Annotated in this window: 22 protein-coding genes; 14 read left to right on the top strand and 8 right to left on the bottom strand. The window is 66.0% G+C overall.

Features of this window, described 5'->3' with window-relative positions; all coding sequences use genetic code 11:
* Window positions 1-114 precede the first annotated feature (114 nt).
* The 3 genes from fabI to fabA form a co-directional block, all read right to left on the bottom strand.
* Entirely contained in the window at window positions 115-915 is an 801-nt protein-coding gene (fabI, locus tag ACQR1D_RS02030; RefSeq protein ID WP_315803941.1) for an enoyl-ACP reductase FabI, read from the bottom strand.
* 147 nt (window positions 916-1,062) lie between these two features.
* Entirely contained in the window at window positions 1,063-2,286 is a 1,224-nt protein-coding gene (fabB, locus tag ACQR1D_RS02025; RefSeq protein WP_315803942.1) for a beta-ketoacyl-ACP synthase I, read from the bottom strand.
* A gap of 76 nt (window positions 2,287-2,362) precedes the next feature.
* Window positions 2,363-2,884: a bifunctional 3-hydroxydecanoyl-ACP dehydratase/trans-2-decenoyl-ACP isomerase gene (gene fabA / locus ACQR1D_RS02020; RefSeq protein ID WP_434838684.1), complete on the bottom strand. Its 522-nt coding sequence runs from the start codon at window positions 2,882-2,884 to the stop codon at window positions 2,363-2,365.
* Window positions 2,885-3,339: 455 nt separating this feature from the next.
* On the opposite strand from fabA, the gene irrA reads away from it, so the two are divergent.
* Entirely contained in the window at window positions 3,340-3,810 is a 471-nt protein-coding gene (irrA, locus tag ACQR1D_RS02015) for an iron response transcriptional regulator IrrA (RefSeq protein ID WP_315803979.1), read from the top strand.
* 107 nt (window positions 3,811-3,917) lie between these two features.
* Here irrA and ACQR1D_RS02010 read toward each other — a convergent pair whose 3' ends face one another.
* Window positions 3,918-4,403 carry an SH3 domain-containing protein gene (locus ACQR1D_RS02010; RefSeq protein WP_434838888.1) on the bottom strand — a complete coding sequence of 162 codons (486 nt, stop codon included), beginning with the start codon at window positions 4,401-4,403 and terminating at the stop codon, window positions 3,918-3,920.
* A gap of 413 nt (window positions 4,404-4,816) precedes the next feature.
* Between ACQR1D_RS02010 and ACQR1D_RS02005 the strand changes: the two genes are divergently transcribed.
* A complete protein-coding gene (locus ACQR1D_RS02005) occupies window positions 4,817-5,818 on the top strand; it encodes a 2-hydroxyacid dehydrogenase (protein ID WP_315803944.1) in 1,002 nt (333 codons plus the stop codon).
* A gap of 127 nt (window positions 5,819-5,945) precedes the next feature.
* On the opposite strand, the gene ACQR1D_RS02000 is transcribed toward ACQR1D_RS02005, so the two are convergent.
* Window positions 5,946-6,875: a LysR family transcriptional regulator gene (locus ACQR1D_RS02000; protein WP_315803945.1), complete on the bottom strand. Its 930-nt coding sequence runs from the start codon at window positions 6,873-6,875 to the stop codon at window positions 5,946-5,948.
* A 122-nt stretch (window positions 6,876-6,997) separates the two neighbouring features.
* On the opposite strand from ACQR1D_RS02000, the gene ACQR1D_RS01995 reads away from it, so the two are divergent.
* Window positions 6,998-8,002, top strand: coding sequence for an aldo/keto reductase (locus tag ACQR1D_RS01995; RefSeq protein ID WP_316179020.1), 1,005 nt, complete (start codon window positions 6,998-7,000; stop codon window positions 8,000-8,002).
* A 252-nt stretch (window positions 8,003-8,254) separates the two neighbouring features.
* On the opposite strand, the gene ACQR1D_RS01990 is transcribed toward ACQR1D_RS01995, so the two are convergent.
* Window positions 8,255-9,058: a HesA/MoeB/ThiF family protein gene (locus ACQR1D_RS01990; protein WP_434838685.1), complete on the bottom strand. Its 804-nt coding sequence runs from the start codon at window positions 9,056-9,058 to the stop codon at window positions 8,255-8,257.
* 151 nt (window positions 9,059-9,209) lie between these two features.
* Between ACQR1D_RS01990 and ACQR1D_RS01985 the strand changes: the two genes are divergently transcribed.
* Both ACQR1D_RS01985 and ACQR1D_RS01980 read left to right on the top strand, forming a co-directional pair.
* The gene (locus tag ACQR1D_RS01985; protein ID WP_434838686.1) at window positions 9,210-10,562 is read left to right on the top strand and encodes a peptidoglycan-binding protein; all 1,353 of its coding nucleotides are present in this window, start codon (window positions 9,210-9,212) and stop codon (window positions 10,560-10,562) included.
* 451 nt (window positions 10,563-11,013) lie between these two features.
* Window positions 11,014-11,817: an AAA family ATPase gene (locus ACQR1D_RS01980; protein ID WP_434838687.1), complete on the top strand. Its 804-nt coding sequence runs from the start codon at window positions 11,014-11,016 to the stop codon at window positions 11,815-11,817.
* A 252-nt stretch (window positions 11,818-12,069) separates the two neighbouring features.
* On the opposite strand, the gene ACQR1D_RS01975 is transcribed toward ACQR1D_RS01980, so the two are convergent.
* Window positions 12,070-12,543 (bottom strand): cyclic nucleotide-binding domain-containing protein, encoded by a 474-nt coding sequence (locus tag ACQR1D_RS01975; RefSeq protein ID WP_315803949.1) that lies wholly within the window; start codon window positions 12,541-12,543, stop codon window positions 12,070-12,072.
* A gap of 78 nt (window positions 12,544-12,621) precedes the next feature.
* A complete protein-coding gene (gene mutM, locus ACQR1D_RS01970; protein WP_434838688.1) occupies window positions 12,622-13,503 on the bottom strand; it encodes a bifunctional DNA-formamidopyrimidine glycosylase/DNA-(apurinic or apyrimidinic site) lyase in 882 nt (293 codons plus the stop codon).
* Window positions 13,504-13,608: 105 nt separating this feature from the next.
* On the opposite strand from mutM, the gene ubiE reads away from it, so the two are divergent.
* From ubiE to ACQR1D_RS01925, 9 genes are all read left to right on the top strand, one after another.
* Window positions 13,609-14,370, top strand: a complete 762-nt coding sequence (gene ubiE / locus ACQR1D_RS01965; protein WP_434838689.1) for a bifunctional demethylmenaquinone methyltransferase/2-methoxy-6-polyprenyl-1,4-benzoquinol methylase UbiE — start codon at window positions 13,609-13,611, stop codon at window positions 14,368-14,370.
* The gene (ubiB, locus tag ACQR1D_RS01960) at window positions 14,367-15,941 is read left to right on the top strand and encodes a 2-polyprenylphenol 6-hydroxylase (RefSeq protein WP_316179009.1); all 1,575 of its coding nucleotides are present in this window, start codon (window positions 14,367-14,369) and stop codon (window positions 15,939-15,941) included. Before ubiE ends, ubiB begins: the two co-directional genes overlap by 4 nt.
* Before the next feature lie 207 nt (window positions 15,942-16,148).
* Entirely contained in the window at window positions 16,149-17,576 is a 1,428-nt protein-coding gene (gene coaBC / locus ACQR1D_RS01955; protein ID WP_434838690.1) for a bifunctional phosphopantothenoylcysteine decarboxylase/phosphopantothenate--cysteine ligase CoaBC, read from the top strand.
* A complete protein-coding gene (gene dut, locus ACQR1D_RS01950) occupies window positions 17,573-18,031 on the top strand; it encodes a dUTP diphosphatase (protein WP_316179005.1) in 459 nt (152 codons plus the stop codon). The genes coaBC and dut overlap by 4 nt, the downstream gene beginning before the upstream one ends.
* Before the next feature lie 189 nt (window positions 18,032-18,220).
* On the top strand, window positions 18,221-20,728 hold the full coding sequence (locus ACQR1D_RS01945; RefSeq protein ID WP_316215376.1) for a sensor histidine kinase: 2,508 nt from the start codon (window positions 18,221-18,223) through the stop codon (window positions 20,726-20,728).
* Window positions 20,725-22,266, top strand: a complete 1,542-nt coding sequence (gene tsaE, locus ACQR1D_RS01940; RefSeq protein WP_434893661.1) for a tRNA (adenosine(37)-N6)-threonylcarbamoyltransferase complex ATPase subunit type 1 TsaE — start codon at window positions 20,725-20,727, stop codon at window positions 22,264-22,266. Before ACQR1D_RS01945 ends, tsaE begins: the two co-directional genes overlap by 4 nt.
* Before the next feature lie 179 nt (window positions 22,267-22,445).
* A complete protein-coding gene (locus ACQR1D_RS01935) occupies window positions 22,446-22,751 on the top strand; it encodes a PilZ domain-containing protein (protein ID WP_008963143.1) in 306 nt (101 codons plus the stop codon).
* A gap of 150 nt (window positions 22,752-22,901) precedes the next feature.
* A complete protein-coding gene (locus ACQR1D_RS01930; RefSeq protein ID WP_434893662.1) occupies window positions 22,902-23,624 on the top strand; it encodes a nucleotidyltransferase family protein in 723 nt (240 codons plus the stop codon).
* A gap of 157 nt (window positions 23,625-23,781) precedes the next feature.
* On the top strand, window positions 23,782-24,510 hold the full coding sequence (locus ACQR1D_RS01925; RefSeq protein ID WP_434893663.1) for a hypothetical protein: 729 nt from the start codon (window positions 23,782-23,784) through the stop codon (window positions 24,508-24,510).
* Window positions 24,511-24,931 lie beyond the last annotated feature (421 nt).

Below are 24,931 nucleotides of genomic sequence, written 5' to 3'. Positions count from 1 at the left end.
TTGCGCCAATGCCTCCTGATTAGCCGTTCAGGAACATTGTCTTCAACTGGGAAAATTTGGGTCGATCGGAGGACGGAGTCTCGCGTCCCCCGATACCGCCGATGCGCGCGGAGGTCAGTCCGCCTTGAGATCCTCGGGGCGCGGCATCGAGATCACGTTGTAACCAGAGTCGACATAGTGGATCTCGCCGGTGACGCCACCGGACAGCTCCGACAACAGATACAGCGCGGAGCCGCCAAGCTCCTCCAGGGTCACGCCGCGGCCGAGCGGCGAGTGCTTCTGCTGGAACGCGAACATGAAGCGGGCGTCGCCGATGCCCGAGCCCGCCAGCGTGCGCACCGGGCCGGCCGAGATCGCGTTGACGCGGATGCTGCGGCGGCCGTAATCGGCGGCAAGATAGCGCACCGAGGCTTCCAACGCGGCCTTGGCGACACCCATCACGTTGTAGTTCGGCATCACGCGGTTGGAGCCGTCGAAGGTCAAGGTGATCATGCTGCCGCCGCTCTCCGGCATCAGCTCGGCGGCGCGCTTGGCGATCTCGGTGAAGGAGAAGCAGGAGATCAGCATCGTGCGCGCAAAATTCTCGCGCGAGGTGTCGGCATAGCGGCCCTTGAGCTCGTTCTTGTCCGAGAAAGCGACGGCGTGGACGATGAAGTCGAGCCCGCCCCAGGCTTCGCGCAGCGAAGTGAACACGCCATCGACGCTGGCGATGTCCTCGACGTCGCAAGGCAGCACGTGCTTGACGCCGAGCTCGTCTGCCAACGGGCGGACGCGCTTGCCGAGAGCGTCGCCCTGATAGGTGAAGGCCATCTCGGCGCCATGCGCAGCCAGCGTCTTGGCGATGCCCCAGGCGATCGAATGGTCGTTGGCGATGCCCATGACAAGCCCGCGCTTGCCCTTCATCAGACCCTGCATGATGTCTCTCCTTCGTCATGCCGGGATCGGCCCAGCCAGGATGATCGTTCCGCCTTCGAGACGCCAATGGCCGGACATCGGTGCGAAGAATGAGCTTCGCGCTGCTGCCCGGCCATGATGCCGACGAAACCAGTGCTGTTTGAAATCTTAAGCGTCGAGCTGCTTGAACACCAGCGTCGCGTTGGTGCCGCCGAAGCCGAACGAGTTCGACAGCACGGTGCCGAGCTTGGCGTTGTCGATGCGCTTGCGCACGATCGGCATGTCGGCGAAGGCGGGATCGAGCTCGGTGATGTTGGCGCTCTCGCAGATGAAGCCGTTCTTCATCATCAGCAGCGAATAGATCGCCTCCTGGACGCCGGTGGCGCCGAGCGAGTGGCCGGTCAGCGCCTTGGTGGCGGCGATCGGCGGGCACTTCTCGCCCGATCCGAACACCTTGCGGATGGCCTCGATCTCCGGCGGATCGCCGGCCGGCGTCGAGGTCGCGTGCGGATTGATGTAGTCGATCTTCGTCTTCACGGTCGACAGCGCCATCTTCATGCAGCGCTCGGCGCCTTCGCCCGACGGCGCCACCATGTCGTAGCCGTCCGAGGTCGCGCCGTAGCCCGCGATCTCGCCGTAGATCTTGGCGCCGCGCGCCTTGGCATGCTCAAGCTCTTCCAGCACGAGGACGCCGGCGCCGCCGGCGATCACGAAGCCGTCGCGCGTGACGTCATAGGGCCGCGACGCGGTCGCGGGCGTGTCATTGTGCTTCGACGACATCGCGCCCATCGCGTCGAACAGCACCGACAGCGTCCAGTCGAGCTCCTCGCAGCCGCCGGCGAACATCACGTCCTGCTTGCCGTACTGGATCATCTCGTAGGAATTGCCGATGCAATGATTGGACGTCGCGCAGGCCGAGGAGATCGAGTAGTTGACGCCCTTGATCTTGAACCAGGTCGCCAGCGTCGCCGAGGCCGTCGACGACATCGCCTTCGGCACGGCGAACGGACCGACGCGCTTCGGGCCCTTGGTGCGGGTGATGTCGGCCGCTTCCACCAGTGTGCGCGTCGAGGGCCCGCCGGAGCCCATGATGATGCCGGTTCTGACGTTGGAGACGTCAGTCGGCTCCAGCCCGGAATCGAGGATGGCCTGCTCCATGGCGACGTGATTCCACGCGGCGCCCTCGCCGAGGAAGCGCATGGCGCGGCGGTCGACCACGTCGGCGGGATTCAGCGTCGGCGCGCCTTGCACCTGCGAACGAAACCCAAGCTCGGCATATTTCTCAGCACGGGAGATGCCGGACTTCGCCTCGTACAGGCTGGCAAGCACCTCCTGGGTGTTGTTGCCGATCGATGAGACGATGCCCATGCCCGTGATGACAACCCGCCTCATGATGTCCGCCTCACCTTGCTCGTGTGTTGTGTTGCAGTCGTGCCTGCTGCACTGTCTGTGGTCGCAGCCTGCCGGTTCAAGTCGGCGCGGCGTCCTGCTTGAACAGGCCGACCTTCAGGTCCTTGGCGCGATAGATAATCTCGCCATCCATCGAAAGCCACCCGTCGGCAATACCGAGCACCAGCTTTGAGCGCATCACGCGCTTGATGTCGACGTTGTACACAACCTGGCGCGCGGTCGGCAAAACCTGGCCGGAAAACTTGAGATCGCCGAGGCCCAGCGCGCGGCCGCGCCCTGCGCCGCCCGTCCAGCCGAGGTAGAAGCCGACCATCTGCCACATCGCATCGAGGCCGAGACAGCCTGGCATCACCGGATCATTCTTGAAATGGCAGCCGAAGAACCAGAGATCCGGCTTCACGTCGAGCTCGGCGCGGACGACACCCTTGCCGTACTCGCCGCCGGTCTCGGAGATCTCGACGATCCGATCGAACATCAGCATCGGCGGCAGCGGCAGTTGCGCATTGCCGGGGCCGAACAGCTCCCCGCGGCCGCAGGCCAGCAGGTCCTCGTATTCATATTCGCTGCGCCGATCCAGCATGCTTGGTGGCCTTTCTCAACGATCCCCGGTGGAATTTGTGCCGCGCGACATGGACCCTTCCCGCGCGCCGCCCCCTTCCGCGCCGCGCTGGCCGGTCATCGCGTCGGCACGAAGGCTGGGCCATCGCACCTGGCGAACATGACCGCTGTCGGCGGCGGGCTTAACGACGCCTGGATTCGCGCACATGGCCATCACGGCCGCCGGCGCTCACCATGGCAGGGCAAATCGGGTCCGGGCGCTCTCTAACATAGAGAATTGCGGCGTCAATGCGCGTATCCAGGTAAATCGACGCAGCACCGGGCCCCGCGCCCGAACCGGACGGCAAATGCAGTTTAGGGGCGTTCTAGATACGTTAGTTGCGATAAGCTTGCATCTGAATGGGTTTCTTCCTATATCAGTTGTGGATGAGAGCGAATTGTGCGGTGCTTGAAGTGGATGTCAGCAACAACGCCTCGATGAATGGTCATGATCGCGGCAACCCGGATCTCGGGAGCGGCCGGCAGCCGGCACTCAATGGCTGCCCATGGCACGACGTCAACGAGATGCTGCAGGCGGCCGGGCTGCGCCCGACCCGCCAGCGCATGGCCTTGGGCTGGCTGTTGTTCGGCAAGGGTGCGCGGCATCTGACCGCCGAAATGCTCTATGAGGAAGCGACGCTGGCCAAGGTTCCGGTCTCGCTCGCCACGGTCTATAATACGCTGAACCAGCTGACCGACGCCGGTCTGCTGCGCCAGGTCAGCGTTGACGGCACCAAGACCTATTTCGATACCAACGTCACCGCCCACCATCACTTCTATCTCGAGAACAACCACGAGCTGGTCGACATCCCTGACCAGCATCTGGCGTTGTCGAAGCTGCCGGAGGCGCCCGAAGGTTACGAGATCGCCCGGATCGACATGGTCGTCCGGCTGCGCAAGAAGCGTTGAGCCTCCGGAACATCGTCATCGAAGCATCAAGCCCGCAGCCGCTGCGGGCATTTTTGTGTCGGGCGTGCGTCAGGATAGAGGTCAGCGCATGGCGCTGACCTGGGCTTTCAATTGACCTGCTCGTCGGCGTAGACGCCCCACAGCCGCTGCTGCTGGATCCAGCCTTCGAAACCATTGCCGAGCACGTGGCACCAGCCGTTGCCGCATTTCTTCACTTGCGCGACGACGCCGGCCTGCAGCCGCGCGGTGATCCCGCTCGTGGCGTCGGCGCTCTCATAGATCGGGGCGAGATCGTCCTTGTTCTTCATCGTGACCACCGCCGTGCGGCGCCCCGACAGCAAGGAGTGATAGACCCACCCCTCCGAGCCTTCGGAATCGCGCACGCGGCGCCAGTTCTCATATTCCGCGGTGATCTCGACCGGCAGGCCGGAGCGCGTGTAGACCCAGGCCACGTCGTTGTCCTTGGTCGGACCGGCGCGAACGTTCACATGATCCGACTTCAGGCTGACATAGCGCGGCACCGGCAGGCCGCTGGTGGTGAGAACGGAGTCCTTCGCCGCAACGCGGCCCCTGCCGACGGCAACGTCGAACAGACAGACCAGCAGCACCACGACAGCACCCAAACGCCACAACGTCGATTTACTCAACTTACTCTCCCTCGAAAGGATCGACCCGCGCTCCGATCAAGGCGGATTGCGTTGCGATCCTTCGCCCGATCCCCATCGAACCGCCCGGCTGCCCCCCTTCGTGCTCGGAGAGGGCTTGCCGAAAGCGCCAGTCCCGACCCGCCGTTGGCTTCTTGTCTTGGCCCGGCCTTCTGCTAGACAGGACCGAACACAAGCGGCCAGGAAGCGCCTGAGAATCGCTCGCGAAGCCCTGTCAGGGACGGATCGGCCCACCTGCGAGATCCGACACGACCAGTCCAGGGAAGCGCCGCTCTCAGGCGACGACGGTAGTTTCGGCGAACCCGGTTAATGAGGTCTGAAGGATCTCATGAGAGCAGCACATGTCAGGTAGGAAAAAGCCCCTCGTCGTGGTGACACGCAAGCTGCCGGACTCGGTCGAGACCCGCATGCGCGAGCTGTTCGACGCCAGGCTCAATCTCGACGACGAGCCGATGAGCCAGGAGCAGCTCGCCGATGCCGTACGCACCGCCGAGGTGCTGGTTCCGACGGTCACCGACCACATCAGCGCCGACATTCTCAATCAGCCCGAGTGCAAGCTGCGCATGATCGCCAACTTCGGCAACGGCGTCGACAACATCGACGTCGCGGCGGCCGTCGCGCGCGGCATCACCGTCACCAACACGCCGAAGGTCCTCACCGAGGACACCGCCGACATGACCATGGCGCTGATCCTTGCCGTGCCGCGGCGGCTGATCGAGGGCGCTTCCGTTCTCACCGAGGGCAAGAACTGGGCGGGCTGGTCGCCGACCTGGATGCTCGGCCACCGCATCGGCGGCAAGCGGCTCGGCATCATCGGCATGGGCCGCATCGGCCAGGCGGTGGCGCGGCGCGCCCGCGCCTTCGGCCTGCAGATCCACTATCACAACCGCCGACCGGTCGCGCCGGTGATCGCCGACGAGCTCGGCGCCACCTATTGGGAGAGCCTCGACCAGATGCTGGCGCGGATGGACATCATCTCGGTCAACTGCCCGCATACGCCGGCGACGTTCCATCTCCTGTCGGCGCGCCGGCTGAAGCTGATCCGCAAGGACGCCTACATCGTCAACACGGCGCGCGGCGAGGTGATCGACGAGGAGACGCTGACGCGGCTGATCGAAGCCGGCGACATCGCCGGCGCCGGCCTCGACGTGTTCGAGCACGAGCCGGCGGTGAACCCGCGCCTGGTGCGCCTCGCCAAGGCTGGCAAGGTGACGCTGCTGCCGCACATGGGCTCGGCCACGATCGAGGGCCGCGTCGAGATGGGCGAGAAGGTCATCATCAACATCAAGACCTTCCTCGACAACCACCGCCCGCCGGACCGCGTGCTGCCGAGCATGCTGTAGGCCGACTAGCCATCTCAGCAATCGGTGTCGACCCTGCGAACGCAGGACCCACACCGCGCGATGTCTGAAAACGGGCACGCGGCTGATCGCGCATAACGTATTCAGTTCGGTGGCTATGGATCCCGGCTCAAGGCCGGGACGACAGCTCGGTCCGGCCGCCCGCCCGCTTCCGCCACTCGCCGACGAAAGACACGAACGCTGCCAGCGCCGGCGGTGGTTGGCGTCGGCTCGGATAATACAGATACGGCCCGGGGAACGGCGGACACCAATCGTTGAGCACGCTGACGAGGCGGCCATCCGCCAGCGCATCACGCACATGTCCTTCGAAGGTCGCCCAATAGCCAACGCCGTCACAGGCGGCACGGAAGGCCAGACCGAGCTGGACCGCGATCAGCCGAGCCGGCGGCGCGATCCTGATCACCTGCCCGTCCTTCTCGAACTCCCATTCCAGCATCGCACCGGACGAGAAGCGCGTCCGAATGCAGCCATGCTGCAGCAGGTCGCGCGGATGCGCGGGACGGCCATGCTGCGCAACATATTGCGGTGAGGCGACGATGGCGTAGCGCTGCGTTTCGCCGAGCGGTACGGCGATCATGTCCTGCGCCAGGTGCTCGCCATAGCGCACGCCGGCATCGAACCCGGCCTGCACGATGTCGACAAAGCCGCTGTCGGCGACGATCTCGAGCTCGATCAGCGGATAGGCCTGAAGGAACGGCGCGACCATCGGCGCCAGCACCAGATCGACCGCAGGCGGCGGCGCATTGATGCGCAGGCGTCCCGCCGCGACCTGCTGCTGGCCGCGCACCTGATGGATCGCCGCTTCGATCTCGGACAGCGCAGGCTCGAGCCGTGCCAGCAGCGCCTCGCCGGCCTGCGTCAGGCCGACGCTTCGCGTGGTCCGGTTGAGCAGCCGGACGCCGAGCCGCTGCTCCAGCTCCTTGAGCCGCTGGCTGAGGCTGGATGCCGCGAGCCCCTGCTCGCGCGCGGCGCGGCGGAAATTGCCGCTGCGAGCCACGGCAGCAAAGGCTTGAAGATCACGGAGGTCCGGCTCGCTCATTGTTCGACATGCTGAACAGTCCATTCGGAATTGTCCAGCTTTTCGAACCGCGGAAATCCGCCGATATCCGCGTTGTCCGGGCGGACCAGCAGGCCGCCTGCGCCAGCAAGAGGAGATTGATCATGCAAACCCGCCAACTCGGCTCGACCGGCCCCGAGGTTTCGGTCATCGGACTAGGCTGCATGGGCATGTCGGACTTCTACGGCCCCACCGACCGGTCCGAGAGCATCGCCACCATCCACGCCGCGCTCGACGCCGGCATCACGCTGCTCGACACCGGCGACTTCTACGGGATGGGCCACAACGAGATGCTGATCCGCGAGGCGCTGGCCTCGGCCGGTCCGCGCAACGTGCAGATCTCCGTGAAGTTCGGCGCGCTGCGCGGCCCCGACAGGAGCTGGCTCGGCTATGACAGCCGGCCCGAGGCCATCAGGACCTTCCTGTCCTATTCGCTGCAGCGGCTCGGCGTCGACGCCATCGACATCTATCGCCCGGCGCGGCTCGATCCCAAGGTGCCGATCGAGGAGACCATCGGCACGATGGCCGAGCTGAAACAGGCCGGCTACATCCGGCATATCGGGTTGTCGGAGGTCGGTTCCGAGACGATCCGCCGGGCGCACAAGGTGCACCCGATCGCGGATCTGCAAATCGAATATTCGCTGATCTCGCGCGGCATCGAGAGCGACATCCTGCAAACCTGCCGCGAGCTCGGCATCGGCATCACCGCCTACGGCGTGCTGTCGCGCGGACTGATCAGCGGCCACTGGTCGAAGGACCGCGCCAATGCCGCTGATTTCCGTGGCCATTCGCCGCGTTTCCAGGGCGACAATCTCGACCGGAATCTTACCCTCGTGGACACGCTGCGCAGCATCGCCGACGAGGTCGGCGCCACGCCGGCGCAGGTCGCGATCGCCTGGGTGGCCGCGCAGGGCAACGACATTGTCCCGCTGGTCGGCGCCCGCCGCCGCGACCGCCTCGACGAGGCGCTCGGCGCGCTCTGCGTCAAGCTCACCGAAGTGCAACTCGCTGCGCTCGACAAGGCCTTCCCGATTGGCGTCGCGGCAGGCGAACGCTATCCGGAGTCGCAGCTGGTCCACATGGACAGTGAGCGCGGGAAGCGAATGTGAGCCGAGACCGGGCAAGCCCCTCGGCGTCGTCCCGGCGAACGCCGGGACCCATATCGCCTGACGTCTGAAACGGGCAGGCCGTCAATTCCGCGCGCCTCATCACGCTCACGGAGTATGGATCCCGGATCGGCGCCGCGCCGACGCTATCGCGTCGCCCCGGCTTGTCCGGGACGACAGCGGAGAGTGAGGCGAGAGTCTCTCAACTCATGACCGACAACTAGATGCGTGGCGGCCTCTCGGCTCACGCACACCTCACTTTCGGTGCGCACTCAAATCCGCAATCACAGGCCCGTCGCCATTCAACGGGTTCGCCGGATCGCGCCCGTAGCGCAGCGTCTCGAACCGCATCGTGCGCGCGTCCAGCATCAAGAGCCGTCCCACCAGACCCTCGCCGAAACCGACGATCTCCCGGATCGCCTCCAGCGCCATCATCGATCCCAGCATGCCGGCGAGCGCGCCCATGACGCCGGCTTCCGCGCAGGCCGGCACCGTGCCCGGCGGCGGCGGCTCGGGGAACAGGCAGCGATAGGTCGGATTGAACTGGCCCTGTTCGTTCCGCTCATGCGCGCGGATCGTCGTCAGCGACGCATCGAAAGTCCCGAGCGCGCCGGTGATCAGCGGCTTCCCGGCCAGGAAGCAGGCGTCGGAGACGAGATAGCGCGTGTCGAAATTGTCGGAGCCGTCGAGCACGAGATCATAGCCGCCGATCAGATCGAGCGCGTTGTCGGCATTGAGCCAGCTTCGATGCGCCACGACGCTCACATGCGGATTGAGCGCATTGATGCGCTCGGCGGCGCTCTCGACCTTGGGCCTGCCGATGTCGGGGGTCGCATGGATGACCTGGCGCTGCAGATTCGACAGCGATACGACGTCGTCGTCGACCACGCCGATCGTGCCGACGCCGGCGGCGGCGAGATACATCAGTGCCGGCGCGCCGAGGCCGCCTGCGCCGACCACCAGCACCGCGGCGCGCTTCAGCGCCGCCTGACCGGGACCACCGACATCGCGCAGCACGATGTGACGGGCATAGCGCTCCACTTCTTCGTCGCTCAGCATCGTTACACCGTCCTTCCGCCGCCGCATCGCTGTCAGCCCATTGCCGGCCCGTAGCGAAGACGGCGGATCTCCGCACTGAACCCTCGCCGGATTGTGACCGACCAAGCAGATGTGCTTATTTAACGGCGCGGCAAGAGCATCGGGATTTGTCATGAGACGGCTGGCCACGGCAACCTTCATCTGCGGGATCGCCGCGTGCGCGTCGGTGCAGGCACAGACGCCCACGATGCCCGGCGCCAAGCCCAAGCCGGTCGCGACCCAGCCAGCGCGCCCGGGCGTTCAGGCGCCCGCCGACACCGCCAACGCGATGAGCCAGGCCGAGCGGCTCGCGCTGCAATCCGATCTTGCCTGGGTCGGCCAGTACAATGGCGCGATCACCGGCGACGTCAGCGAGCGCATGGTCAACGCGATCAAGGAGTACCAGAAGCTATCCGGCGGCAAGCCGACCGGCGTGTTGAACCCGCAGGAGCGCGCCGTGCTTGCCGACACCGCGCGCCGCAAGCAGGAGGGCGTCGGCTGGAAGCTCGTGACCGAGCCGGTCAGCGGGGCCCGGCTCGGCATCCCGACCAAGCTGGTGCCGCAGCAGACCAGCGACGGCAACGGCTCGAAATGGACATCGCCCACCGGCACCGTGCAGGTCGTGCTGTCGCGCCGCAAGGAAGCCAACCCGACCGCCGCGGCACTGGCCGACCGTGAAAAGAAGGAAGCCGGCCGCACCGTCGACTACAGCGTGGTGAAGCCCGACTTCTTCGTGCTCTCGGGCCTGCAGAACCTGAAGAAGTTCTACATCCGCGGCACCTTTCGGGGCGACGAGGTGCGCATCCTGACCATCCTCTACGACCAGGCGACCGAGAACACGGTCGAGCCGGTCGTGATCGCGATGTCGAGCGCCTTCACCGCGTTCCCGTCGACATTGGCCGCGCAGCCCGCGCCACGGCGCCGCGTCGATTACGGCACCGGCATCGTCGCCACCCAGGACGGCGCCATCATCGCCGATCGCGAGGTGACCGACGGCTGCGTGGCAATCACCATTCCCGGGTTCGGCCATGCCGAGCGCGTGGCCGAGGACAAGGAGCGCGGCCTGGCGCTGCTGCGCATCTACGGCGGGCGCGGCCTGAAGCCGCTGGCGCTGTCGGGCGGCAGTGCGAAATCGTCGGTCGACATCGTCGGCATCGCCGATCCGCAGAGCCAGGGCGGCGGTGCCGCGATCAGCACCGTCAAGGCGCAGCTCGCCGCCAACGGCACCGGCGACGCCTCGCTGGCGCCGGCGCCCGGGCTCGGCTTTTCCGGAGCGGCAGCGCTCGACGGCGACGGCAAGTTCGCCGGCGTCACCTTGCTCAAGCCCGGCGTCCTCGCGGGCACGGCACTGATCCCATCGACACAGGTCGTGATGGTCAGCGCCGATGCGACGCGTGCGTTTCTCGCCTCGCATGGTGTCAAGCCCGACGGAACCTCGCTCGACGCCAAGGCGGCCACGGTGCGCGTGATCTGCGTGCGGAAGTAGAGCCTGCGCCAAACCGGTTCGGCATCGCGATCGTGCCGCTGTGCACTGCGGCGCGGCAGCGTTTACGCAATGTTAAGCATGTCGTTTTAGAAAAAATTAAGGGCCCAACGGCGGCCGGCGGGGATCGGACGTGCAGCATCGCGACTGCATGGGATGATGCTCGGCGATGCCGATCGCTCGCCCGCGGCTCGCTGCCGCTCAACTTCCTAGCACCTTGCTATCAACTCGGAACGGCTCCCGCCGTAGTCAACCGGTCTGTGCAGGCACAGGCCGAGCGTGAGATAGTTCGAACAGTTTTGTCGGCGTGCTGATTCGGACCACCGCGATCCCTCTGTTAGTTGGATCGGGCCGGGACTGTCCTGAGCGAGAATAGCTCCGCACCGCGCAACCGCGATGCACTCAGCTTTGGCGTTCTCATAAGTTCCGTCAACATCCGAAGGACTGTCTCCCGATGTACACGATCGTTTTGGCCACGCAGAAGGGCGGCAGCGGCAAGAGCACGCTGGCGATTGGTCTGGCCGTGGCCGCGCAGCAGGCCGGCCACAAGGTGCGCGTGATCGAGACCGACCGTCAGGGCACGCTGACCAAATGGCAGGCGCGCCGCGCCGCGGGCGAGCCGATCGTCGAAGCCGGCTACTATGCCAAGATGATCGAGCCTCGCCTCGAAGCGCTGGCCCGCGACGGCTTCACTGTCTGCGTGATCGACACCGGGGCCGGCATCACGGCGTCCACAACGGCCGCGATCCGCCACTGCGATCTGTGCCTCATTCCGGCGCGTCCGAGCGTCGCCGACATCGAAGCGACAGCACCGACCTTGAGCATCGTGCGCGCCTGGCGCAAGCCGTTCGCCTTCGTGCTCAACCAGGCCCCGATCCGCGGCGGCCATCGCGTCACCGATGCGACGACGGCGCTCGACGCCGACGCGCCACGCGACATCGCGGAGGTGCTGGCGCAGCCCTTCATCATGATGCGCAACGACCACCAGGACGCGCTCGCCGCCGGTCTCGGCGTCAGCGAGTTCGATGCGGCCGGTAAATCGGCGCAGGAGATTCGCAGCCTGTGGCGCTGGACCGCCGGCAAGCTTGCAGGCGATCACGTCATGCACGACGCGGGCGAACTGAAGGACGCGAGCGAGCACGCCGAGGTCGAATTCCCGATCATGCTGACGCCGCCCACCGAGGAAGCGAAACTGCCGGTGGCGCGGGTGTATCCGACCTGGGCCGACAACGGCATCAACTGGAAGGCGGGATTGTAGTCCTCGTTAGTTGGACCCGAGCTTCTGCCGCGACGGCGGTGCGCTCCCTGGCCCCGCTCTTGCGGGGAGAGGGTTGGGGTGAGGGGCAGACGCGGGGCAGACACGCGGGAAGTGTTCGTGGTGAGACCTGTACCCCCTCACCCGGATTGCATCTCACGATGCAATCGGACCTCTCCCCGCAAGCGGGGCGAGGTTAAGGAGTAGCCCAGCCGTAGATCGAGCACGCTTCGCACTGCTTCGCCGCCCGCTCGCCTACCGCGACCCACCCTCCCGCATCTTGATCCGCGCATCGGCGCGACGCAGGCGGCGGCACAGCTCGCGATTGATGTTCTGCAGCACGATCACGTAGGCGTGGATGTCAGCCTTGTAGAAGGCATACAGCTTTTGCGCCGTCAGCTCGTACAGCACGGTCGGCGCTTCCGCGACCACGGTGGCCGATCTGTTCTGCATGTCGAGCAGGGTCATCTCGCCGAAGAAATCCCCGGGCTCGAGACGCGACATATGGATCGCGGCACCCGTCTCCAGGCGCTCACTGACCTCCAGCGTACCGCTATGCACGACGAACATCGAGCGACCCGCCTCGCCTTCGGCGACGACCACGGCGCCCTTGTCGAAGCGCCGCTCGACCAGCATCGAGACCAGCAGATCGAGGCTCGCATCAAGCAGGCCGCCGAAGAACGGCGTCGCGAGCAGAAATGCTTTCAGGTCGGGCGAGCTGACAGCCATGGCGGCAGTATACGCCCACTCCCGTCCGCCACAAGCAGACCGGGGATGGCCGGCCGTGCCGGCTCCTCGGCCGCGACATCACTTCTGGCACTTCGGGCACCAGAAGGTCGAGCGGCCGTTCTGCACGAAGCGCTTCACCACGCCGCTGCAGCCGTCCGTCCGGCATGGCTCACCCTCGCGGTCATAGACCTGGAACGAATGCTGGAAATAGCCGAGTTCGCCTGATGTCTGGCGGTGATCGCGCAGCGACGAGCCGCCGGCGCGGATCGCCTCGTTGAGCACGGCGTGGATCGCCTCCACCAGACGCGTGGCGTGATCCGTGGGCTCGCCCTTCTTCGTTGCCAGCGTCGCCGCCAGACGCCGCGGCGACAGATGGGCGCGAAACAGCGCCTCGCAGACATAGATGTTGCCGAGCCCGGCGACCACGCGCTGGTCGAGCAGCGCGGCCTTCAGGCTGGTCTTCTTGACGGCACAGGCGCGCGCCAGCATCGCGGCATCGAATTCATTGCCGAGCGGCTCCGGCCCGAGGCCCTTCAGATGCGGCTCGGTCTCGATGTCGCCGCGGCCGATGATCTTCATGAAGCCGAAGCGGCGCGGATCGTTGAAGACGATGTCGGCGCCCGACGACATGTGAAACACGACATGGTCGTGCACGCTGTCCTTGCCGCGCGGATAGTGAAACTCGCCCGGCGTCTCCTCGTGCTCCGGCTTGATCACCCGGAACGAGCCGGACATGCCGAGATGCATCAAGAGCACGTCACCGGAGCCGAGGTCGGCCAGCAGATATTTGGCACGCCGGCCGAGCCCCCTGACGGTCTGGCCCTGCAGGCGCTTGGCAAAATCGGGCTGAAACGGAAACCTGAGATCGCCGCGCCGGGCCTCGGCCTTGACGATGACAGCGCCTTCCATGACCGGCTGCAACCCGCGCCGGACGGTCTCGACTTCGGGCAGCTCAGGCATCCCTGCTCATTTCACCTTTTGCATCCGCGACCATTCACCTTGTCCGGCTGACGTGATAGCGCCTTGGCCGCATCAGCGCTATGGTGCCGTATCGGAGTAAGGGTGATGGATCAGCCGGACCAAACCACTCATTTCGGCTTCAGGGACGTGCCTCTGGGCGAGAAGCAGACGCTGGTGAACGACGTGTTTCACAGCGTGGCACAGCGCTACGACCTGATGAACGACCTGATGTCGGGCGGACTGCACCGCGTCTGGAAGGACATCATGATCAACATGCTGAACCCGCCGAAGAGCGATGCGCCGTTTGCGCTGCTCGATGTGGCCGGCGGTACCGGTGACATCTCCTTCCGCGCCGCCAGGAAGGCCGGCGCCGGCTTCCATGCGACCGTGTGCGACATCAACGGCGACATGCTCGAGGTCGGACGCCAGCGCGCGCTGAAGCAATATCTCGACGACAAGGTCTCGTTCGTCGAGGGCAATGCCGAGAAGCTCGCCTTCCCCGATCGCTCGTTCGACGCCTATACGATCGCCTTCGGCATCCGCAACGTGCCGCAGATCGAGCTGGCGCTGGCCGAGGCATTCCGCGTGCTCAAGCATGGCGGCCGCTTCCTGTGCCTGGAGTTCTCCACCGTCGAGATGCCAGGGCTAGACAAGCTCTATGACCTGTTCTCCTTCAACGTGATCCCGCAGCTCGGCCGCGCCGTCACCGGCGATGCCGAGTCCTACCGCTACCTCGTCGAATCCATCCGCCAGTTTCCGCGGCCCAACGCCTTCGCCGAGATGATCTCGGCGGCCGGCTTCTCCCGCGTGTCCTGGCAGACTCTCTCCGGCGGCATCGTCGCGCTTCATTCCGGCTGGCGTTTGTGATCTCCGCACTCACCCACATTACGCGGCTCGCCCGGGCCGCCCTGGTGTTCGCGCGCGAGGGCGTGTTCGGCGCCGTCGATCCGAGCCTGGCGCCGCCGCCGGGCCAGCTCGCGCTGAAGCTGGCGCGGCTCATCGAGCGCCCCGGCGCCAAGTCCGGGCCAAGGTTGTCGCGCGCGCTGGAGCGGATGGGCCCGGCCTATCTCAAGCTCGGCCAGTTCCTGGCGACCCGGCCCGACGTCGTCGGCGTCATCATGGCGCGGGATCTCGAATCGCTGCAGGACCGGCTGCCGCCGTTCCCGCAGGCCGAGGCCGAAGCGGTCATCGCCACCGCGCTCGAACGCCCGATCAGCCAGCTGTTCACGCATCTCGGTCCGCCGGTCGCCGCCGCCTCGATCGCGCAGGTGCATCGCGGCGAGGTCGAGCGCGACGGCATTCGTCGTCCGGTCGCGGTGAAGGTGCTTCGACCGAACGTCGCTGCGCGCTTCCGCCGCGACCTCTCCGATTTCTTCTTCGTCGCCGAAAAGGCCGAGGCGCATTCGTCGGAGGCGCGGCGGCTGCGGCTGGTCGAGGTCATCAACACGATGTCGCGCTCGGTCGCGATGGAGATGGACCTTCGCCTGGAGGCCGCTGCGCTCTCCGAAATGGCGGAGAACATCAAGGACGATCCGGATTTCCGCGTGCCCGCGGTCGACTGGGACCGGACCGCCAACACCGTGCTGACGATGGAGTGGATCGACGGCATCGCGCTGAACGATCACGCCCGGCTCGCGGAGGCGAATGTCGATCTGCCCGACGTCGGCCGCAAGGTGATCCAGAGCTTTCTCCGCCACGCCCTGCGCGACGGCTTCTTCCATGCCGACATGCATCCGGGCAACCTGTTCCTGGACCAGCAGGGACGGCTGGTCGCGGTCGATTTCGGCATCATGGGCCGGCTCGGCATGAAGGAGCGGCGCTTCCTGGCCGAGATCCTGCTCGGCTTCATCACCCGCGACTATCGCCGCGTCGCCGAAGTGCATTTCGAGGCCGGCTACGTGCCGCCGCATCATTCGGTGGAGAATTTCGCACAGGCCATCCGCGCCATCGGCGAGCCGATCCATAACCGCACGGCCGAAGAAATCTCGATGGCCAAGCTCTTGACCCTGCTGCTCGAGGTCACCGGCCTGTTCGACATGCGCACCCGGCCCGAGCTGATCCTGCTGCAGAAGACCATGGTGGTGGTCGAGGGCGTCGCGCGCGGCTTCGATCCCAAGCTCGACATCTGGAAGGTCGCCGACCCCGTGGTGCGAGAATGGATCGAGCGCAATCTCGGGCCGATCGGCCGGATCGAGGGCGCCGTCACCGGAATCGGCGAACTGGCCCGGCTGACCGCGACCCTGCCGGTGCTCGCCGCCCGCGCCGCCGCCGTGCTCGAGCACATGGAGACCATGACCCGCGACGGCCTCCGCCTGTCGCCCGAGACCATCGCCGCCATGGGCCGCACCGAAGGCAAGAAGAGCCGCTGGCGCGCCATCGCGCTGTGGGTCATCGCGCTGACCTTCATCGGCATTTTGTTCGCGGTGCTCAGGCTGTAGATTCGTAGGGTGGGCAAAGGCGCAGCCGTGCTGTCTCGTCGTACGAGATGGCGGTGACGCCGTGCCCACCGTCTCACCCTGGAGCCTGCCGATCGACGGTGGGCACGCTGCCGCCTACGGCGGCCGCTTCGCCCACCCTACATTGATTGCACTGCGATCAATTTCTGCTAGCATTGCTTGCATCTGGACCCTGCTGGGGAGGCGGACATGGCCAGCCTGACCATCCGCAAGCTCGACGACTCGCTCAAAACCTATCTACGACTGCGCTCGGCGCAGAACGGGCGCTCCGTCGAGGAGGAAGTCCGGGTCATCCTGCGCGCGCTGATCGAGCCGGTCGATCCGTCCGAGCCGACGACGGCAGCGCCAGCTCCAGCCGCTCTGCCTGAGCCTGGTCTCCCTCAGCCCGGCGCCGCCCGTGAAGCGCGCGTCACCCTGATCATCGGCGGCGGCATCGCGGCATACAAGTCGCTCGACTTGATCCGCCGTCTGAAGGAACGCCACATCCGCGTCCGCTGCGTGCTGACCAAGGCGGCGACGCAGTTCGTCACCGAGTTGGCCGCGTCAGCGCTGTCGGGCGACCGCGTGTTCACCGATCTGTTCGACGCGCGCAGCGAGTTCGACGTCGGCCACATCCGCCTCGCGCGCGACTGCGACCTGATCGTCGTCGCGCCGGCCACCGCCGACCTGATGTCGAAGATGGCGCACGGCGCCGCCGACGACCTCGCCAGCGCCATCCTGCTCGCGGCGAGCCGGCCGATCCTGCTGGCGCCGGCGATGAACCCGATGATGTGGAGCAACCCGGCCACGCGCCGCAACGCCGCCACCCTGCAGCGCGACGGCGTCCGGATGATCGGCCCCAACGCCGGCGAGATGGCCGAGAAGGGCGAGGCCGGCGTCGGCCGCATGGCCGAGGCCATCGAGATCGCGGACGCCGTCGTCGCCATGCTCAAGCCGCCGACGCCGCGCCCGCTCGCCGGCCGCCGCGTGCTGATCACGGCCGGACCGACGCACGAGCCGATCGATCCGGTGCGCTACATCGCCAACCGCTCCTCCGGCAAGCAGGGCTTTGCGATCGCCGCCGCCGCGCAGGCCGCCGGCGCCGACGTCCGGCTGATCGCGGGGCCGGTCGAGCTCGCCGATCCCAAGGGCGTCAACGTCACGCATGTCGAGTCGGCACGGCAGATGCTGGAAGCGGTCGAGGCCGAGCTGCCGGCCGACGTCGCGATCTTCGCCGCGGCGGTGGCCGACTGGCGCGTCGCCAACGAGGGCGGCCAGAAGCTGAAGAAGACGGACAAGGCGATTCCGCCGCTCGCGCTGGTTGAGAATCCCGACATCCTCGCAACGATCTCGAAGCTCAAAGACAAGCGGCCAGGTCTCGTGATCGGCTTCGCCGCCGAGACCGAGCACCTGATCGACAACGCGAAGGCCAAGTTCGCCCGCAAGGGCTGCGACTGGATCGTCGCCAACGACGTCTCGCCTGCGACCGGCGTGATGGGCGGCGACCGCAACACCGTGCATCTCTTGACGAAGGACGCCGATGGCGTCCATGTCGCGTCCTGGCCGATCATGACCAAGGACGAGGTCGCGACGGCGCTCGTTGCCGAGATTGCCAGAACCATGGGACCCGTTGCGTGACACAGACGATCGCGATCGACGTGCAGATCCTGCCGCATGGCGAGGGCCTGCCGCTGCCGGCCTATCAGACCGCACATGCCGCGGGGCTCGATCTGCTCGCCGCGGTTCCGGCCGATGCACCGCTTGTCCTTGCGTCAGGCGGCCACGCGATGGTGCCGACGGGATTGTCGATCGCGCTGCCCGACGGCTATGAGGCCCAGGTGCGGCCGCGTTCGGGGCTCGCTGCGCGTCACGGCGTCACGGTGCTGAACGCACCGGGCACGGTGGACGCGGACTACCGCGGCGAGATCTGCGTGCTGCTGATCAACCACGGCAAGGAACCGTTCACGATCCGTCGCGGCGAGCGCATCGCGCAGATGGTGATCGCCGCCGTGGTGCGCGCCGAGCTCAGCCTCGCGACAAGCTTGACGACGACCGCGCGCGGCAGCGGCGGCTTCGGCTCGACGGGCCGTTGAACTACGGGCTTGCCACTGTTCCGACTCGAAAGAGTCGATCGGCGGACGCATTTTCCTCAGGCGCAACCACCGTTCACGGTCTGGACTCTTACCGCTGGAGTCCCGAAGCGGTTATGGTTGATTGATTCGTGAGACGGCGCGGTCGACGCGATCGGCGCCGCGCGGAACTTCGTGCGGTTTGGGGCAAATATGTCGGGCGTGATCGTGGTGATGCGTCAGACGCTGCTGTCGTGCACGTCACTTGCGCGCAAAGGCCTGATGGGTCTCGCTGCGACTGCGCTTGCGCCGGCGACACCGGGCTTCGCAGGCGATGGCGTGCCGCCGGATGCGATCACGACGCTGTTCGAGCTGAGCCGTCCTGATATCGCCGAGGTCACGGCGATGCTGGCGCTGCTCGGCTTCTCCGTGGTCGCTGCAGTCGCGCTGGTGCGCACGCGTCTGGCGGCCGCGCGCAAGGAAGCGCGGCTGCGTGCCAATGTCGCCGAGCTGCAACTGCAGGCCGATCGCTACCGTGCGCTGCTGTTCGCCGAGCCGCAGATCCTGATCGCCTGGCCGGCCGGCGGCCATCGCCCGCAGATCTCCGGCGACACCTCGATGCTGGTGCCGCAGGATCAGCCGCAGCGCATTCTCGCCTTTGGAACCTGGCTGCCGCCGGAGCCCGCGCTGCAGCTCGACCGCGCCGTCGACGCGCTGCGCGAAGCGGGCGAAGGCTTCATGCTCAATCTCACCACCTCGCACGGCCATGCGATCGAGGCGATGGGCCGCGCCATCGGCGGACAGGCCATCGTGCGCATCCGCGAATTGTCCGGCCTGCGCCGCGAGCTCGCCGAGACGCAGCTCCGCTTCAAGGCGCTCGGCGAGGAGACGGAGTCGCTGCGCGCGCTGGCATCGGCGCTGCCGTGGCCGATCTGGGCGCGGCAGGCCAATGGCGCCCTCGCTTACGTCAACCCGGCCTATGCCCGCGCCGCGGACGCCCGCGACGTGCCGGACGCGATCGGCCGCAACATCGAGCTGCTCGACTCGGCCGACCGTATCGACCTGCAGCGTGCGCTCGGCGCCAACGGCCGTTTCGAGGGCCGGCTGCCGATCGTGACCGGCGGCGAGCGTCGCATGTATGACGTGCGCGCCTTCGTGCTGGGCCACGGCAGCGCCGGCGTCGCCATCGATGCCAGCGAGGCGGCGGCGCTGGATGCGGCCGTGGTGCGGATGCGGGAAGCACACCGGCGCACGCTCGACCAGCTGTCCTCGGGCGTGGCCGTGTTCGACGGCCAGCGCCGGCTCGCCTTCTACAACGACTCCTATCGCCGACTGTGGGGTCTCGATCCCGCCTTCCTGGACAGTCAGCCCGATGACTCGTCGGTGCTCGACCGTCTTCGCGCCGCGCGCAAGTTGCCCGAGCAGGCCGACTTCCGGGCCTGGAAGGCCAAGCTTCACGAGGCCTATCGCGCCGTCGAGGCCGCCAAGGACACCTGGTTCCTGCCCGACGGCCGCGCATTATCGGTCGTCACCACGCCGAACCCGGAAGGCGGCGTCACCTATCTGTTCGACGACGTCACCGAGAGCTTCGCGCTTGCCCGCCGCTTCGACGGCCTGATCCGGGTCCAGCGCGAGACGCTCGACAGCCTTGCCGAAGGCGTTGCGGTGTTCGGCTCGAACGGCCGGGTCGAGCTGTTCAATCCGGCCTTCGCCAAGATGTGGCGGCTGTCGCCGGATCAGTTGCGCGAGCATCCGCATATCGACACCGTGGAATCCTGGTGCCATCAGCTCTATGACGACGCCGTCGCCTGGCGCACCATCCGCGAGGCGATCACCTCGATCGAGAACCGGCTCGACGCGGCGCTGAAGCTCGAGCGCAAGGACGGCAGCGTGCTCGACTGCATGAGCCGTCCCCTGCCCGACGGCGCGACCATGCTCACCTTCCAGGACATCACCGATACCGAGAATGTCGAGCGGGCGTTGCGCGAGAGCAACGAGGCGCTCGAAGCCGCCGGCCAGATGAAGATCGACTTCGTCCACCACGTGTCCTACGAGCTGCGCGCGCCGCTGACGACGATCATCGGCTTCGCGCATTTCCTGTCGGATCCATCCACGGGACCGCTGACGCCGAAGCAGGCCGAGTATCTCGACTACGTCACCAAATCCACCAACGCGCTGCTCGCGCTCACCAACAACATTCTCGACCTCGCCACCATCGATGCCGGCGCCATGAAGCTCGAGCTCGGGCCGGTCGACGCCGCCAAGGCGATCGAGGCCGCGGCCGAGGGCGTGCAGGACCGCCTCGCCACCGATCGCATCCGCCTGACGATTGCGGTCGACCCCGATGTCGGCTCCTTCGTCGGCGACGAGCGCCGCGTCGTGCAGGTGCTCTACAATCTGCTCGCCAACGCCGTTGGCTTCTCGCCGCCGGATTCGAGCGTCGTCGTCAGCGCCCGCCGCACCGATCACAGCGTCACCTTCGCGGTCACCGATTCCGGCCCCGGCATTCCGCCCGAGGTGAAGGACAAGGTGTTCGAATGGTTCGAGAGCCATTCGCAGGGCTCGCGCCATCGCGGCGCCGGCCTCGGCCTGTCGCTGGTGCGCTCCTTCGTCGAGCTGCATGGCGGCAGGGTGCGGATGGATTCGGTGGTCGGCAAGGGCACCACGGTCACCTGTGACTTCCCGACCGACCACGTCGCGCAACGCAACGCCGCGGAATGACGGACCAGCTGACATTCACCACCGCGCTCGCGGACGAAGCCGCCACCGCCGCTCTCATGGCCGACCTCGCGCTGCTGATCGGCCCGGGCGCGCTGATCACGCTCACCGGCGATCTCGGCTCCGGCAAAACCGCGGCGGCGCGGGCGATGATCCGCTACCTCGCCGGCGACGACGAGCTGGAGGTGCCCAGTCCGACCTTCACTCTGGCGCAGAGCTACGACCTGCCGAGCTTCCCGCTGGTGCATGCCGATCTCTATCGCATCAGCGATGCATCGGAGCTCGAGGAGATCGGCCTGTCGCCGCTGCCGGAGGCGACCGTCGTGCTGATCGAATGGCCGGAGCGCGCCGGCAACGCTCTGCCGCTGGACCGCATCGACATCGCGCTGCGCCACGATCCATCGCAGGGCGACACCGCCCGCAGCGCCGAGGTCACCGGCAGCGGCAAGGCGGCCGCGGTGGTTGCGCGGCTGAAAGCCTTGCGCGAATTCCTCGCCGAGGCCGGGCACGCCAAATCGCGCCGCGAGCGCATGGCCGGTGATGCCTCGACCCGCTCCTATGCGCGGCTCCACAAGGGCGAGCGCGTCTCAATCCTGATGAACTCGCCGAAACGCCCTGACGGCCCGGCGACCTACAACGGCAAGCCCTATAGCGGCGCCGTGCATCTCGCCGAGGACGTCCGCCCCTTCGTCGCGATCGCCGCGGCCTTGCGCGGGCGCGGCATCTCGGCGCCGAAGATCAACGACGCCGATCTCGGCCAAGGCTTTCTCATCACCGAGGATCTGGGACGCGAGGGCGTGATCGAGGGCGACCCGCCACGACCGATCGTGGAGCGCTACGAGGCCGCGACCGATCTGTTGGCCACGCTGCACGCGCAGGACGTCCCCTCGGTGCTGCCGCTGGCGCCGCAGGTGACCTACGAGGTTCCGACCTTCGACGTCGAAGCCATGCTGATCGAGATCGGCCTGATGCTCGAATGGTACCTGCCCGACCGTGGCGTGGAGCTGTCGCAGGTGCTGCGGGCCGAATTCCTGGAAATATGGCGGGAGATGCTGGAGGCGCCGCTCGCGGCCAAGCCGACATCTAAGCCGACCTGGGTGATCCGCGACTACCACTCGCCCAACCTGCTCTGGCTGCCCGCGCGCGACGGCATCGCCCGCGTGGGCGTGATCGACTTCCAGGACGCGGTGATGGGACCACCGGCCTACGACGTGGTCTCCCTGGCGCAGGACGCCCGGATCGACGTGTCGCCCGAGATCGAGCGGGCGCTCCGAGAGCGCTACATCGCCGCGCGCCAAGCTGCGTCGACGGAGTTCGACGCCGACGAATTCAGCGCGCACTACGCGATCATGTCGGCCCAGCGCAACACCCGCCTGCTCGGCACCTTCGCCCGCCTCAACCGCCGCGACGGCAAGCCGCATTACCTCAAGCACCAGCCCCGCATCTGGGACTATCTCCACCGGTCGCTGGCCCATCCCGCACTGGAGCCGCTGCGCGACTGGTACGCGGCGAACGTGCCGCCGCCGGCGGGCATAGCTTGAAGCATCCTCTCATGGCACCGACGGTCCACTCCCCTCCCCCATGCGGGCAGGGGAGCCGACCGTCGCCATGGCAAGCTCGCACCATCGCTCTCACACCGTAGCTTTACCGGTTCTTAGCCATCCCCCCTTACCTTGCGCCCGCGGCGCCGGTTGCGCGCCGCGCGTGAATGGAGGTTGCGATGGCAGAGCGGATGAAGGGCGAACGCGTCGTCTTCGAGCGCGGCATCCCGGCTTTCATGATGGGCATCGACGGCACCTGGCGCCGCAACTGCACCATCGAGGACGTCTCGGAGACCGGGGCGAAGCTGACGGTCGAGGGCTCGGTCGAAGGCCTGCACCTGAAGGAGTTCTTCCTGCTGTTGTCGTCGACCGGCTTGGCCTACCGGCGCTGCGAGTTGGCCTGGGTCAATGGCGACCAGATCGGCGTCACCTTCCTGAAGCAGGGCAAGAAGAAGACCAACAAGCGCGCCACGGCCGAAGCCTGACCGAGCCACGACAGCCTGCGGCATCTTGCATCACGACGGCCGGGCAGCCGTCGCATATTCGTCATCGGCCCAGGCTATCGCAACCGGCCGAGACGATAGATGTTCTTGCGTGGTATGATTCGCACCACCGTTGATCGAGATGCCCTGAAGATGCCCGTCAAGCCGCACAAAGCCATGGTCCTCGCCGCCGGTCTCGGATTGCGCATGCGCCCACTGACCGAGACGATGCCCAAACCGCTGGTGCGCGTCGCCGGCCGCCCGCTGCTCGACCATGTGCTCGACCGCCTCGCCGAAGCCGGCGTCACCGAAGCCGTCGTCAACGTCCACTATCTCGCCGACCAGATCATCGCTCACACGGCCACACGCACCTCACCCCGCGTGACGATCTCCGACGAGCGCGACCAGGTGCTCGGCACCGGCGGCGGCGTCGTCAAGGCGCTGCCGCTGCTCGGCCATGAGCCGTTCTTCCACGTCAACTCCGACACGATGTGGATCGAGGGCGTGCGCCAAAACCTGTCCCGGCTCGCCGACGCGTTCGATCCCGAACGCATGGACATCATGCTGCTGATGGCGCCGACCGCGACCTCGATCGGCTACGCGGGTCAAGGCGACTACGCGATGCTCGCCGACGGCACCTTGCGCAAGCGGCGGGAGCATCAGGTGGTGCCGTTCGTCTATGCGGGCGCCGCGATCATCTCGCCGGCGATCTTCGACGGCGCGCCGAAGGGCGAGTTCTCGCTGACGAAGATGTTCGACAAGGCGAACGAGCAGGACCGCCTGTTCGGCCTCCGCCTCGAAGGCGTGTGGATGCATGTGGGCACGCCGGCCGCGGTGACGGAAGCGGAAGAGGCGCTGCTGGAGAGCGCGGTTTAGGGCGACTACGCACGGCCGCATGCACTCTGACCAAGAGGAAGGCGAATAGCGTCGCAAGATTCGTCAATGCCTTATTGCGACGGCAGGAATATCGCGCTGGTTGGCTCACAAAGCGTCTTTGCCAATACCTAGCCTCGCTAATTTTTGGCGTCGCCGCATGTTATTAATGACGCCTCACTGTGCTGCCGCAGTGATGTTCGTGCTATCATTCTATATGGACGATGATTCAGACGAGTTTGAACGCGAAGAGCCGCGTCGCTATCTTGATAAGCAAGAGGCCATCCGTCATTTAGTCCACGGAGCAATCCGACTTGTCTTATCCAAAGAAGATCCGTTCGTAATTCATCTCGTCGTACATTCGGCAGACAAGCTTCTGATCGACGTCGCGAAGAAAAAAGGAACATACCTTGAGCTTGATTGGGAGCTCTACATAAAGGACGAATACCACAAGCGCTTCTTCAAAGATTATCGTGAGACATACAACTACTTCAAACACGCAGATTCAGACTTCAACAAGCAACTACCAGTCCACGACATCGCCATGCTAAACGTAATGGCGGTCTTTTTGTGCGCGGTGAACTATACCAAGCTGTTCCAAATCTCATCACATCACGTTCGAGTATACTTCTGGTTTATTCAAACACTCATGCCGCATCTCGTGAAGGTGCCCGACCCGAAGTTCCAGGAAGCTTGGCAGAGTGCGCTCGAAACCGCGTTTTTTAACGCAACGCCGCTCGAATTTTTCAAGCTTATATCGGATCACGCCGACAAATTCTCCCTCAAGCTGGATGAAGAACTGGCATTCGACCTTCAAGATGTTTTGGATTTTTACCAGTCGCCGATTGCATCACTTCGCTCTGCAAATGCGAAACGAAGAGAACCGTAAACGCGAACCAACGCGACATTATTGGCTCGACATTTGTTCTGCCCAAGGGTTTCTGCAATCGACGGACAGCGCAGCGTAGATGTTCCTTGATTTGCCAGACACGCCCGACGGGCGACTCAGGCGGACCGCGCCTCCCATTTGCACTTATTGATCTGTACGTTTCTGCCCGGCACCGCTAGAAAATGCCGCGCCGAAAAACTCAATTCGCCTCGTCTCTCAATGCGATAACCGACGCAACCCTAGCGACATCCAAAATAGCTCTTTCGGTCTATCAGAATTTGTGTTTATAAGGCCCATCCCGCCTCGTTGCGAGGGGCGTATCGCGGTCGTCACGGACGTTGAGCGCGGGATGCGATGGCCTGTTGGGACCGCAGCGTGCTCTTGGCGCGCCGACGAACGGTTCTGGCAGGACGGCGAAATC

It is taken from the genome of Bradyrhizobium sp. HKCCYLRH2047, from assembly GCF_051168175.1.
Classification (GTDB): Bacteria; Pseudomonadota; Alphaproteobacteria; order Rhizobiales; family Xanthobacteraceae; genus Bradyrhizobium.
The sequence above is the reverse complement of the archived record's forward strand: the minus strand, read 5'-3'. Positions and strand labels throughout refer to the sequence as shown.